The organism is Streptomyces sp. OfavH-34-F (assembly GCF_022347745.1).
In the GTDB taxonomy this organism is placed as follows: domain Bacteria; phylum Actinomycetota; class Actinomycetes; order Streptomycetales; family Streptomycetaceae; genus Streptomyces.
On record NZ_JAKRGC010000170.1, the window covers coordinates 1 to 13033 of the forward strand.

Below are 13033 nucleotides of genomic sequence, written 5' to 3' on the forward strand. Positions count from 1 at the left end.
GCAGCCGGCGGGGTAACGACGGGAGGGAAAACGGCATGTGCGCCTCCTGGGGCGGGGAAACCACGGGACGGGGGGAAGCCATGGGACGGTGCGAGTCGGATGGGAGCGCTCCCATTCATCAGAGCGACTTGACGGTCCACTGTCAATAGCGTGGCGGGACCGATCGCTTTCGGCGGCGCGACGGGTCCGAAACTTTCGCCGTAGGCTCGGCCTCACGCTCGATCACCCACCCACGGCTCCCCCACCGCGACCCGAGACGGCGCACCGTGCACGCAGGTGACGTGCGAGGAGTGTACGGAGAGCCCACCCATGACGCCAGCGATGCTTTCGAAAGAGTTGCCGAAACTATTGACAGTGCGCGGTGGCCCCCAAACACTCCGTGCTCAGTACCGGCCGCCCCCGGCGCGGCCGCAGCCCTCACCAGGAGGACCCCCCATGCGTCTCCGTCCCCACCGCCGCCCGGTCGCCCTGGCGGCCGGCCTGCTGCTCGCCGCGGCGAGTTCCCTGGGCCTGACGGCCACGGCCGCAGCCCCGGCGGCGGCCGCCGCCTGCACCGGCTACGTGGGCCTGACCTTCGACGACGGCCCGTCCAACGACCACACCCCCGCCCTGCTCAACGCCCTCAAGCAGAACGGCCTGCGGGCCACCATGTTCAACGAGGGCCAGTTCGCCGCCTCGTACCCGAACCAGGTGAAGGCCCAGGTCGACGCGGGCATGTGGGTCGGCAACCACAGCTACACCCACCCCCACCTCACCCAGCAGAGCCAGGCCCAGGTCGAGTCGGAGATCTCCCGCACCCAGCAGGCCATCGCCAACGCGGGCGGCGGAACCCCGAAGCTGTTCCGGCCGCCCTACGGCGAGACCAACTCCACCGTGCGGGCGGTGGAAGCCGCACACGGCCTCACCGAGGTGATCTGGGACGTCGACTCGCAGGACTGGAACGGGGCGAGCACCGACGCGATCGTCCAGGCCGTCTCGCGGCTGTCCAGCGGGCAGATCATCCTCATGCACGAGTGGCCGGCCAACACCCTGGCCGCCATCCCGCGCATCGCCCAGTCGCTGGCCTCGCGCGGCCTGTGCTCGGGCATGATCTCGCCGCAGACCGGCCGGGCCGTCGCCCCGGACGGGAACAGCGGCGGGGGCGACGGCGGGGGTGACGGGGGCGGCAACACCGGCAGCTGCACCGCGACCCTGTCGGCCGGGCAGAGCTGGGGCGACCGCTACAACCTCAACGTCTCCGTGAGCGGGTCCGCCAACTGGACCGTCACCATGCGCGTCCCGGCCCCCGAGCGGGTCCTCGCCACCTGGAACGTCAGCGCCTCCTACCCCAGCGCCCAGGTCCTGACCGCACGGCCCAACGGCAACGGGAACACCTGGGGCGTGACGATCCAGACCAACGGCTCCTGGACCTGGCCCACGGTGTCCTGCGCCGCGAGCTGACCGGAGCGCTCCGCACGGCCGGCGCGGGACCGGGGCCCCGGGGGTCCGGGCAGGGTCCTGCGCCGGTACGGCATCGGTCCGGGGAACCGGGCGGGCCGGGCGTCACCCGTCCGGCCCGCCCCGGCTGGCGCCCCCGCCGCCCCGCTCCGATGCTGTACCGGCGCCGCCCGTACACCGCACCGAGAGGCCCCACATGCCCGAGGACCACTCCCCTCCCCCGGGCGACGCGCGGACCCGGCTGGAACTGCGGGCGATCCAGGCCCTGCTGGACGCCCAGCGACGGCGCGTCACGGCGTACGCCGAGCGGTACGGGCCCGCCCTCCCGGCCTGGCAGGTGCCGGAGGAGGTGCCGGCCGCCGCCTCGCTGCCACCCTCCTTCCAGGAGATGCTCGACGCCCTGCCGATGCCGGCTCTCCTCCTGTCCCCCGTGTTCGGGGAGCAGGGGAAGCTGAAGGACGCCGTCTGCCTCGCGCTCAACGCGGAGGCCCGCGCCTACGGAACCTCCCGGATGCCCGAAGGGGTCACGGTTCCGTGGGACCGGCCGGGCTCCTTGTACGCGCGCTTCCCCTCCCTCGCCGGTACGGCGATTCCCGAGCTGCTGGTCGACGTCCACCGCCGGCGCACCCCGCAGCGGAGCGACACCGTCGAGTGGCTGGTGACGACGCACGCGGGGCCGGTGCGCGTCAACGCGGAGGTGCGGATCGCACCCTGCGGTGAGCACTTCCTGCTCACCTGGGAACCGGGCAGCCGGCTCCGTATGGCCGCCGCCGCCCAGCAGTTGATGCGCACCTGCTGGGCGGAGTGGAACCTCGGCGACGACGGCATCCAGCCCTCCCGCCGCTTCCGGCAGGTGCTCGGCCTGGCGGAGGCCGCACCGGCGCCCAGCCTGTTCGACCTGGCGGCGGCCGCGACCCCGGACAGCCTGCCCTTCCTGTACCAGCTGCTGTACGACGTCATCCTGCGCAAGCGCACCACCGAGTGCGAGCTGCGCTTCCGGGGCGGCGCACGGGTCTTCCGGATGGTCGCCGAGCCCGTCCGCATCACCGCCGGCGGCCTGACGTGGGCCCTGCGGGCGGTCCTCATCGACGTCACCACGGACCGGCGGCGGCGCGAGGCGGCGCAGCGCGCCGAACGGGCCGCGCGCCGCGAGCGCGAGCGGGCCGAGGCGGTCGCGGAGGTGGCCGCCGTCCTGCGGGACGCGGTGCTGCCGCACTTCCAGGACGAGCTGGACACCTTCGGGGTCGAGGCGGCGGCCGTCTACCGGCCCGACGCCCGCGAGGCCGGAGTGGGCGGCGACTGGTACAAGGCCCGCAGTCTGCCCGACGGACGGCTGCTCGTCGCGCTGGGCGACGCGCGGGGCCACGGGCTGTCGGCGGTGACGCTGATGGCGAAGCTCCGGTACGCCCTGGCGGGCCTCGCCTACACCGCCGCGACCGTCGAGCAGCTGACGCGGTGGCTCAACGAGGTGGCCTGCGCCGACGCCAGCGAGTCGACGGCCACCGCGATCGTCGCCCGCTACCACCCGGACCGCGCCCTGCTGCGGTGGACCTGTGCCGGTCACCCCCGTCCGGTCCTGCTGCGCGACGGCCGCGCCACCCAGCTTCCGGCGCCCGCCGGGGGCCCCGGCCTCACCCTGGGGGTCCTGCCGGGAACGCCGTACACCGCCGTGGAAACGCCCCTGGAGCCGGGCGACATCGTCCTGATGTACTCGGACGGGCTGACCGAACGCCGCCCGGCCGACCCGGACAGGGACACGCGGCGCTTTCTCGCGGCGGTCGAGAACTGCTGCCGGGCGACGGCGCCCCGCCCCGGGCACGCCGGGCTCCAGGAGTGCGTCGAACAGATCGTCGCCCGGCTGGACGGCCCGCACCGCACCGACGACGCGACGCTCCTCGCGCTGCGCAGGACGGGCGGTTAGGGCCTGTCCCGGCGCGCGGATGGTGTGTCAGTGGGCTCCCGTATCGTTCCCGCCACTGCACACCGCCTGGAAGGACCCAGAGAGTTGACTGGCCTGACCGCCTTTCCGCTGCCGTTCCACTCCACCCATTCCCTGGCGTCCGAGGCGCCCCGGACGCTGCGGGAGCTGGAGATGATCGAGTGCAGCGCGCACATACGGGCGAAGTCGCGGTGGTTCGAGAAGATGCACGACGCCGATGTCGTCGCCCGCTGGACGCGGGAGGCCGTCGCCCAGGGGCTCGCAGAGGCGCAGGTCCGCTACGTGCTGGCCGAACTCGCCCACTACGCGGAGCTGCGGGACGAACGGACCGGGATCGAGGTCTCCGCCGTGGACGGGGTCTGGCAGTCGGACACCCTGATCGACGACGGGCTGCGGGCCCGGCTGCGCGACGCGGTCCGGGTGCTGGAGGAGGTCCCGGAGGCGGAGAGGGACTGGCATCCCGGGTCGGACGGCCAGGTGCTGGACCTGGTGCACCCGTCGCTGTTCTGCCTGGTGCGCGAGGTGAGCGGGGCCCCGGAGCGGGCCTGGAAGAACCGGAGGAACCAGTACTCCGATTACGAGTTCTCCAAGCGGTTCCAGTGGCTGCCCACGGACGTGGACATCAGCGCGGACGGCGAGGCCGTCTTCCGTTCGTACGTGAACAACGTGCATCCCGAGGAGCACGCCGAACTGGCCGCGGTGCTGCCCGACGTGTTCGCGCGGATGCGCCCGCTGCTGGACCGCGTGCTCACCGATCTGCGCCGCCCCCGCCCGCCGCGCATCGAGGCCGACCCGTACAACTGGTACGACTCCGAGCCGGAGCACCCGGACGAGGACGACTACAGCGACAAGGCGGCGTACGAGGAGGCCGTGCGGGAGTGGGAGACGGCCGAGGACGAGTGGTACGAGAACCGGACCCCCGTCCTGCCCGACGCCCCGGACTTCACGCCGCCCGCGGAGCCGGAGGGCTTCGCCCCGGTGGACCTGCGCGGCCGCCGCCTTCAGGTGATCGTCAAGCTCGCCACCATCCACCTCACGCCGGAGAAGCCGGAGTACGCCGGGGGCTCCTGGCACGTCGAGGGCATGCTGAACGAGCGGATCGTCTCGACCGCCCTCTACTACTGGGACAGCGAGAACATCACGGAGAGCCGGCTCGCCTTCCGTACCGTCGTCGACGACCCGTACTACGAGCAGAACGACCACAACGGCGTACGTGCCGTGTACGGCCTGGAGAACGAGGGTGCCCTGAACCAGGTGCTGGGCGCGGCGGCCACCCCGGCGGGCCGCTGCCTGGCCTTCCCGAACGTCCTCCAGCACCGCGTCGGCCCGTTCCGTCTCGCCGACCCCGAGCGCCCCGGCCACCGCAAGATCCTGGCATTCTTCCTGGTCGACCCGTCCACGCCGATCGTCTCGACCTCCGACGTGCCGCCGCAGCAGCCGTGGGCCGCGACCTCGACGATGACGCGCGAACAGGCCGAGGCGTTCCGCGAGGAGCTGATGCGGGAGCGGAAGTTCTTCGTGGACGAGCACAACGAGCAGGTGTACGAGCGGGAGTTCTCCCTCTGCGAGCACTGAGCGCCCGCGTGGCGTCCGCCCTGCCGGAGGCACCGGCTCCCGGCAGGGCGGACGGGCGGCTCAGCGCAGACCGGCGAAGAGGTCGTTCTCGGGGAGGGCGGCATCCGTGGTGTCCCTGACGCGCACGAACACCTCCGTGCCCATCAGCTCACGGAACCGCTCCTTGCCCATCTTGAGGAAGAAGATGTTCTCGCCCTGACTGGCGTGCGCGGCCAGGGCGTCGTACTTCTGGTCGCTGTACGCGGCGGTGTCCACCCAGGTGGTGATCTCCTCGTCGGGCAGCCCGATCTCCTCCATCGCGGCGGTCTCGGCCGGGTCCGGCTCCGGCATGTCTTCGCCGAACTCCCGCATCAGCTCGCCGAACCGCTGCATCGCCGAGCGCGGCATCGTCGTCCAGTAGACCTTCGGCGTCAGCCCGGACAGTTCCAGGGCCGCCGTCGTGATGCGGTTGGCCTGGATGTGGTCGGGGTGCCCGTAGAAGCCGTTCTCGTCGTAGGTGACCACCACATCGGGCCGGTAGTGCTCCATCAGCGCGGCGAGCCGTTCGGCGGCCTCCGCCACGGGGGTGCGCCAGAAGGAGCCCGGGGCGTCGTTGCCGGGCCAGCCCATCATCCCCGAGTCGGCGTAGTCCAGCGTCTCCAGGTCGCTGATCTTCAGCACCTCGCAACTGGCCTCCAGCTCCTGGCGTCGCATCCGGGCGACCGCGGCCGGGTCATGTCCGGGATCACCCGGCTTCGTCCCTCCGGGCCCGTCTCCGCAACCGCCGTCGGTACAGGTCACCAGCACCGTGCGGATGCCCTCCGCCGCATACCGGGCGAGCACGCCCCCGGTCCCGGTGGCCTCGTCGTCGGGGTGGGCGTGCACCGCCATGAGCGTCAGCGGCCGGTCAGTCGTCACAAGGTCCTCCAGCGGACACGAATCGTCAGCGGGGGCCCGGACCCGGGCCCCCGAACGGTGCAACCGCCCGAACGGGACCGCCTGTTCCCGGACCGGGGCACCCCCTTCGGATGAGCCGGCGCGGCGCCGCCCGCAGGACCCGGTGCGACGGGCTCAGGCCGGGCGGCCCGTCGCCACCCCGGGCCCGACCACGGTGAGCAGGTCCACGACGAAGATCAGGGTGGAGTCCGCCGGGATCGCGGCGGAGGGCGCCTGTTTGCCGTACCCGAGGCGCGGGGGAACGATGATCTCGCGCCGGCCGCCGGCCCGCATGCCGCGCACGCCCCGGTCGAAGCCCTTGACGGCCTTGCCGCCGCCCACGGCGAACTTGAACGGCCGGTCCTGCTCCCAGGACGAGTCGAACTCCCTGCCGGACGCGTACACGACCCCGACGTAGTGCACCTGGACCACCCGGCCCGGCAGCGCCTCGGCCCCGTCCCCGACCACGAGGTCCCGGACCACCAGCTCGGTGCCCGCGGCCCCCTCGGGAACCCGGACCTCGGGCTTTACCGGTCCACTCACCACGGCCTCCTCGCTCACCCGGAAACTCGGCGGCACCCGCCGGCCCTCGTGGTCCGCGGCGGTGTCCGCCCGCCTCCGCGGAGGCGGCCTCCAGCGTATCGGGCCGTTCCCCGCGTCTCTTCCGGCCTCGCGGGTCGGTGCGCCTAGCTCATGGACCAGACGAACGGGTCGTGCTCGACGGTCTGAACAGGCCGGACCCGGCGGTTGGCGGTGACGCGCGCCGGTTCGGGGTGCTGCGTTCCGGAGTAGACGGACAGCGCGCTGAGCACCTCCGCCTCGCCGATCTCCAACAGGTCGCCCACCAGCTGCGACTCGCCGCGTGCGGCGTCGTCGCGGGCGCGGACCAGGGCCTTCTCCTTTTCACGGAGCTCCAGAGCCCGGTCGAAATCCTGCCGGTCGATGGCCTCCTCCTTCGCCCGGCGGACCTCCGCGATCTGTGTGTCGTAAGCGGTGTTCGGGCGCTGCACCGCACGGACGCGCACCTGGGCGCCCGCCTCGTCCAGCAGGTCGATGGCCGACCTGGGCAGCCGCTGGTCGGGAACATGATCACGCGCGAGCGAGGCGGCGGCCACCAGTGCCGCGTCGCTGATGGAGACCCGGTGGTGTTCCTCCAGACGGTCGCGGTTGCTCTTGAGCATCTCGATCGCCTCGTCCAGCGTGGGCTCGGCGACGAACACCGGCTGGAGCGTACGTTCGACCGCTGGGTCGAGAACGCGGCGTTCGTACTCCGTATGCGTGCAGGAGCCGACGAACAGGACCCCGGGACTGCCGATGAGGGGACGGCACAGGGCGAGAGCGCTGGTCGTCCCGTCGGGCAGGTGGAGAGGGGTGAGAGCTCCACCGAGGAAGACCACCAGAGTTCCGTGGGCCCGGACCTCGTCGAGCAGCGTGGTCAGCACGGCCGTGTCCCGGCCCCGGTGCTGGGGGTGGGCGAGCAGGGCACCCAGATTCACCGTACGGACGGTCCGGCCCTGCAGCACGGACGGTACGTGGCCCTCCGCGACCCGGTGTGCGAGGCCGGTGGTCACCGCGGTCTTGCCCACACCGGGCTCACCGATGAGCAGCGGTACGTTGCGGTGCCGGCGGGTGAGGATCTCGACGACCCGCTCGATCTCCCCCTCGCGGCCGACCACCGGGTCCAGCTCCGAGCGACGGGCCGCCTCGGTGAGATCGCTTCCGCACTGGTCGAGGAGCGGCCACACACCGGAGTCGTTCCGGCCGGTCGCGGGCTCGGGGGTTGTCCCGTTGTTGCGTTCGACGACGGCCTGGATGATCCGGTGCCGCATCCCGTCGAGGCCGACGCCCAGCTCGGCGAGGATTTCGGCGGCGGTGCCCCCGCGCTCGTGGACCAGGCCGAGCAGAATGTGCTCGGTCCCGACGTGGTTGTGGCCGAGCTGGAGGGCCTGGCGGAGCGCCACTTCCAGGACCGTCTTGGCCCGGGGAGTGAAGGGGATGTAGCCGGAGGGGGCCTGATCGCCCGGGCCGATCATCTCCTTCACCTGCCGGCGGACCGCCTCCAGCGTGACCCCGAGGTCTGCCAGGACCTGGGCGGCGACACCCTCACGCTCGTGGATCAGGCCCGGGAGGAGGTGTTCGGTGCCGATGTAGTCGTGGTTGTGGAACCGGGCTTCTTCCTGAGCCAGGACGACGACCCGGCGCGCCCGGTCGTCGTAACGTTCGAAGAGGTCTCCCTTCTTCGTCGTCATCAGCTGCTCACCCCGGATTCGGCTTGCGTGAGATCTTCGGCCGATCTCTTGGTGTGGGGGTGCTCCCCGCCGAGGATGCGCTCCCGTTCCGTGACGAGTTGCCGCAGCAGCGCCGCAGCCTCGTCGTTCTCCCCCAGGAAGAGGAGATTGCGCGCCAGCATGTGCCGGGTGCGCAGGGTGTGGGGGTCTTCCGCGCCCAGCACCCGGCCGCGGTCGGCGAGCAGGACCCGGAGCATGCCCACGGCCTCCTCCCGGTGACCGGCCTCGCCCAGATTGACCGCGAGGAACTGCCGGGTGCGCAGCGTGTCCTCGTGGTCCGGGCCGAGCAGGCGCAGGTGGTCGGCGAGGAGCTGGCGCAGCAGCTGCGCCGCGGTCATCGCGTCACCGGCGCCGCCGAGGCTGTGCGCGTAGGACTGCCGGGTCCGCAGCGTGTCGACGTGTTCGGGGCCGAGGACGCGGGTCTGCTCCTCGAGGATCCTGTGCAGGGCTTCCGACGATCCCTGCCAGTCGCCGTCCCTGCCCTGTCGCAATGCGGCGACATGCCGCTCCCGCAGCTCGGGGCCGGCGGTGGCGGCGAAGGCGCGATTGACGCCCAGGGCGAGCTGGTGCGCCGTACCCGCGCGCCGGTTGAGCGGCACGGGCAGCCTCTCCGCCGCCATGTGCTTCTTGAGCCAGGTGTACAGGTCCTCGATGGTGAGCAGCTCGGGACCACCGACGATCCCCTCGCGCAGGAGGCGCATCAGGCGTCCGGAGAAGGCGGTGTGCGGTTCCCCGGTGAGTACGAGGGCGAGTTGGTCGCGTGCCGCCGAGGTCAGGACGTACGTGCCCGCCACTTCGAGCTGCGCGATCTCCGCACCCTCGCCCCCTGCCATGGTGTCCGTGATGGCCCGGCCGGAGAAGCAGCAGTCCAGAATCACCAGCTTGTTGGACGCCGTGCTGTCGAGCACCGCTTGCCGCAGCTTGTCGTACTCCAGTGCGCTGAACTCGGGGGAGGCGAACTCGCTGTCCGGCAGGGAGAGATAGAGGTCGCCACGCGGGTAGGCGGTGAGCCCGTGTCCGGCGTAGTAGACGAGCAGCAGGTCCTCGGCTTCCGCGATCGCGGCCCTCAGCCGTTTGCCGACGGTCCGCAGGTCGCCGTCGTCGAGCAGTACGGTGCAGTGGTCCTCGGGGACCACTCCGTAGACCTGGTCCGTGAGAACCCCGGCCAGGTCGGTGATCGTGCGGTGCACCGCCGGGAGGTCGGGCAGCTCGGGGTCGGAGTACTGGCTGGCGCCGATCAGCACGACCCGGGAGCGGTGTGGGTCGGGAAGACGCACGTCACTCCCCCGTGCCAGGGTCCTGACGCTGTTCCCGATCCTCCTCCAGGGCGGCGCGCAGCATCTTCTCCACATCGGCGCGCTTCACACGCTTCGCGTCGATCTCGACGGCCGGACCGCCCTCGCGTCGGACCTTGAGCCGGATGTCGCTGCGTCGCGGATGGGCCAGCCAGGTGCGCAGGCAAGCGATGAGCGCGGTGACGGTGCCGCCGGTGCTCAGTGCGACGGTCACCGTGTCGAGTACGGCACCGAGTTCTCCGGGACGGGGCGACGGGCCCGTCCGGCGCACCCGTCCGACAAGCTCGGATTCGCCCCGGAGCCACCCCGTAAGCGACTCAGCGTCAGCAACTGGTGCTTCGCTGAGAACCGCAATCTCCGCAGTTGCCACGGCTCCCCCGATGTCCATGTGTCCCAAGAGCGTTGAGGAAAATCAGTCTACCCACGAACCGTTCCTGACGGTCCGTCTGCGGCTCCTGGGCCGGCCCGGGGGGGGTGGTGCGGCCGTCATCAACCTCCTTGATCAACCGGGCAGGTGGCGCTATGGTCTACGGCGACATCGCGTGTCGGTCACCGGCTGGGTGAGGCATGGAGGTGTCGGGACATGCCGTCGGAGGCATTCCTTGTCAGTCGAGTTGAATCACACGATCGTCCACGCCCGGAACAACCGGGAATCCGCAGAGTTCTTCGCGAACCTGCTCAGCCTCGAGATCACCGCCGAGTGGGGTCCATTCATCGCGGTCGGTCTGAGCAACGGCGTCACGCTGGACTTCGCCACCGTCCCCGAGGACAGCATCACCCCGCAGCACTACGCCTTCCTGATCTCCGAGGAGGAGTTCGACGCGGCGTACGCGCAGATCAGCGAGCGCGGCATCGAGCACTACGCCGACCCCCGGCGCAAGCAGCCGGGCACGGTCAATCACAACGACGGCGGCCGCGGCGTGTACTTCATGGACCCGGCGGGTCACGCCATGGAGCTCATCACCGTGCCGTACGGCGGCTGGGCCTCGGCCTCGTAACCTCGCGCGCCGGGGACCGCGCCCCGTGCGGGGTGCGGCCCCGGCCGGCACCTGTGCCCCGGGCCGGCCCGCCCCGTCAGCCCGTGGCCTGGGTCTTCTCGCGCATCTTGCGCACCAGCTCCGCCTTGCGGTCGGCGGCACCCCGGCGGTCGAGGTTGCGGTGGGGACCGTTGTTCTGCCGTTCGGCGCGGGACAGCCTCTTGCGGTGGCCGCCGCCCTGGCCCACGGGGTTGTTGATGTTCTTGCTGTCGGTCACGGGTTCTCCCGGTGATGGTGTGAAGTGATCTGCGGATGCACGGTGAGGGACGGGACAGCGGCGAAGGACGCCGGCGGGGCTCCGTCACGCGCTCACCCGGAATGCGGCGCCTGGAAGGCACCCGGAAGACGCTACCCGGTCCTGTCGGCCCCGGACGCCACACCGTCCGCCCCCGGCGTCCCTCACCGAATATCTCTGCCGGCCGTCTCAGAATTTAGCGGTCCGCGCCCGGAGTGTTTTTGTCGCGAGGCGTACGGGAAAATTCCGGACGCACACAATCCTTCGCCACGTGCTACTGTCGGAGTCAGTTGCAGTTTTGGTACCCAAAAAACTTCAGGCGCTTCGGACCGGCCGCAAGCCGTACAGAAGCGCTTAGTATTTCCGGTCATTTCCGGGCAGGGCATCATCGCGGCGACACGGGGTCCGCAAAGTGCGGACTCCGATGTACTGCCCAAAGGAGATTGACATGGCTACTGGCACCGTGAAGTGGTTCAACGCGGAAAAGGGTTTCGGCTTCATCGAGCAGGACGGTGGCGGCGCTGACGTGTTCGCCCACTTCTCGAACATCGCCGCCCAGGGCTTCCGCGAGCTGCAGGAGGGCCAGAAGGTTTCCTTCGACATCGCGCAGGGCCAGAAGGGCCCGACGGCCGAGAACATCGTCTCTGCCTGACGCTGACGCGTACGTGTAGCCGGGGCCCGCATCCTCCGGGGTGCGGGCCCCGGCTACACGCCTTTCCAGACTTTTTTCGCCCATGCGCGACCCCTCATCCCGCGTACGCCTGCACCGAGTTCCGCAGGCCGCGTTCGCATTTCAATCGGTCCGTGCCTGTGATTCCCGCGCCGCTTTTCCGCTGCGGAATTCCCTTGATGCGTGCCGTATCAAGGAAGGTTCACCATAAACTCCACGCGCACGAACAGCAGGTCCTCCCGTACCGCCCTTCGCGGTGACGGCCGCGGGGCCCATTCCCCCGCCGGCCCGGTCCGGGGCCGCCGCTCCGGCTCGTCCGCCCCGAGCCGCTCCGGTGGCCGGCGGCCCGCCCCGCTGCGGGGCGAGTTCGCCCTCCCCGAGACGGTCACCCCGGTGCTGCCCGCGGTCGAGGCGTTCAGCAGCCTCGACCTGCCGAGGAGCCTGCTGTCCGCGCTCACCGCGCAGGGTCTGACCACGCCGTTCCCGATCCAGGGGGCGACGCTGCCGAACTCCCTGGCCGGCCGTGACGTCCTGGGCCGCGGCCGGACCGGCTCCGGCAAGACGCTCGCCTTCGGCCTGGCCCTGCTGGCCCGCACCGCCGGTCAGCGCGCCGAGCCCCGTCAGCCGCTGGCCCTGGTCCTGGTTCCCACCCGAGAACTCGCCCAGCAGGTCACCGACGCCCTCACCCCGTACGCCCGCGCCGCGAAGCTGCGGCTGGCCACCGTCGTGGGCGGGATGTCGATCGGCCGGCAGGCCAACGCGCTGCGGGGCGGCGCGGAAGTCGTCGTCGCCACCCCCGGCCGTCTCAAGGACCTGATCGAGCGCGGTGACTGCCGTCTGGACCGGGTCGCGATCACCATCCTGGACGAGGCCGACCAGATGGCCGACATGGGGTTCATGCCGCAGGTCACCGCGCTCCTCGACCAGGTCCGGCCGGGCGGTCAGCACCTGCTCTTCTCCGCGACCCTGGACCGTAACGTCGACCTCCTGGTCCGGCGCTACCTCACCGACCCCGTCGTCCACTCCGTGGACCCCTCCCAGGGGGCGGTCACCACCATGGAACACCACGTCCTGCACGTGCACGGTGCGGACAAGCAGCGGCTGACGACGGAGATCGCAGCACGCGAGGGCCGGGTGATCATGTTCCTGGACACCAAGCACGCGGTGGACCGCCTCACCCGGCACTTCCTCGCCAGCGGAATCCGCGCCGCCGCGCTGCACGGCGGCAAGTCGCAGGCGCAGCGCAACCGCACCCTCGTCCAGTTCAAGACCGGGCACGTCACGGTCCTGGTGGCGACGAACGTCGCGGCGCGCGGCATCCACGTCGACCACCTGGACCTCGTCGTCAACGTGGACCCGCCGTCCGACCACAAGGACTACCTGCACCGGGGTGGCCGTACCGCCCGGGCCGGCGAGTCCGGCAGCGTCGTCACCCTGGTCACCACCGACCAGCGCCGCGAGATGACCCGTCTCATGGCGGCCGCCGGCATCGCGCCCCGCACCACCCAGGTCCGCTCCGGCGAGGCGGCGCTCAGCCGCATCACCGGGGCCCGGACCCCTTCCGGCGTCCCGGTGACGATCACGACACCCGCGCCCGAGCGGCGCAAGCGTGGCGCGGCCCCCGCCGGCCGGCGCGACCCGG

At 71.5% G+C, this 13033-nt stretch carries 12 protein-coding genes and 1 pseudogene; 6 read left to right on the forward strand and 7 right to left on the reverse strand.

All coding sequences use genetic code 11. The features are described 5' to 3' along the window. Window positions 1-435: 435 nt before the first annotated feature. From MHW47_RS22340 to MHW47_RS22350, 3 genes are all read left to right on the forward strand, one after another. Window positions 436-1440 (forward strand): polysaccharide deacetylase family protein, encoded by a 1005-nt coding sequence (locus MHW47_RS22340; protein WP_239225574.1) that lies wholly within the window; start codon window positions 436-438, stop codon window positions 1438-1440. Window positions 1441-1633: 193 nt separating this feature from the next. Then, window positions 1634-3358, forward strand: a complete 1725-nt coding sequence (locus MHW47_RS22345) for a PP2C family protein-serine/threonine phosphatase (protein WP_239225575.1) — start codon at window positions 1634-1636, stop codon at window positions 3356-3358. Window positions 3359-3442: 84 nt separating this feature from the next. Further along, the gene (locus tag MHW47_RS22350) at window positions 3443-4951 is read left to right on the forward strand and encodes a DUF4246 domain-containing protein (protein WP_239225576.1); all 1509 of its coding nucleotides are present in this window, start codon (window positions 3443-3445) and stop codon (window positions 4949-4951) included. Window positions 4952-5011: 60 nt separating this feature from the next. On the opposite strand, the gene MHW47_RS22355 is transcribed toward MHW47_RS22350, so the two are convergent. The 6 genes and pseudogenes from MHW47_RS22355 to MHW47_RS22375 form a co-directional block, all read right to left on the reverse strand. After that, a complete protein-coding gene (locus MHW47_RS22355) occupies window positions 5012-5821 on the reverse strand; it encodes a PIG-L family deacetylase (protein ID WP_239225583.1) in 810 nt (269 codons plus the stop codon). A gap of 180 nt (window positions 5822-6001) precedes the next feature. Then, entirely contained in the window at window positions 6002-6409 is a 408-nt protein-coding gene (locus MHW47_RS22360) for an FKBP-type peptidyl-prolyl cis-trans isomerase (RefSeq protein ID WP_239225577.1), read from the reverse strand. 143 nt (window positions 6410-6552) lie between these two features. Further along, on the reverse strand, window positions 6553-7362 hold the full coding sequence (locus MHW47_RS36135; protein ID WP_374230129.1) for a UvrB/UvrC motif-containing protein: 810 nt from the start codon (window positions 7360-7362) through the stop codon (window positions 6553-6555). After that, window positions 7342-8115: pseudogene (locus MHW47_RS36140) on the reverse strand (Clp protease N-terminal domain-containing protein); the annotation flags it as partial. The pseudogene MHW47_RS36140 and the gene MHW47_RS36135, both read right to left, overlap by 21 nt. After that, window positions 8115-9431, reverse strand: coding sequence for a tetratricopeptide repeat protein (locus MHW47_RS22370; protein ID WP_239225579.1), 1317 nt, complete (start codon window positions 9429-9431; stop codon window positions 8115-8117). The pseudogene MHW47_RS36140 and the gene MHW47_RS22370, both read right to left, overlap by 1 nt. A gap of 1 nt (window position 9432) precedes the next feature. Continuing rightward, window positions 9433-9837, reverse strand: a complete 405-nt coding sequence (locus MHW47_RS22375; RefSeq protein ID WP_239225580.1) for a hypothetical protein — start codon at window positions 9835-9837, stop codon at window positions 9433-9435. Between the two features lie 214 nt (window positions 9838-10051). On the opposite strand from MHW47_RS22375, the gene MHW47_RS22380 reads away from it, so the two are divergent. Next, entirely contained in the window at window positions 10052-10447 is a 396-nt protein-coding gene (locus MHW47_RS22380; RefSeq protein ID WP_239225581.1) for a VOC family protein, read from the forward strand. 76 nt (window positions 10448-10523) lie between these two features. Here MHW47_RS22380 and MHW47_RS22385 read toward each other — a convergent pair whose 3' ends face one another. Further along, entirely contained in the window at window positions 10524-10703 is a 180-nt protein-coding gene (locus MHW47_RS22385; RefSeq protein ID WP_239225582.1) for a DUF6243 family protein, read from the reverse strand. A 466-nt stretch (window positions 10704-11169) separates the two neighbouring features. On the opposite strand from MHW47_RS22385, the gene MHW47_RS22390 reads away from it, so the two are divergent. Together MHW47_RS22390 and MHW47_RS22395 are read left to right on the forward strand one after the other, a co-directional pair. Then, complete coding sequence (locus MHW47_RS22390; protein WP_072489439.1) at window positions 11170-11373, forward strand: cold-shock protein; 204 nt, start codon at window positions 11170-11172, stop codon at window positions 11371-11373. 225 nt (window positions 11374-11598) lie between these two features. Then, window positions 11599-13033 (forward strand): DEAD/DEAH box helicase (locus tag MHW47_RS22395; protein WP_239225584.1); only part of this gene is annotated, 1435 nt, incomplete at its 3' end.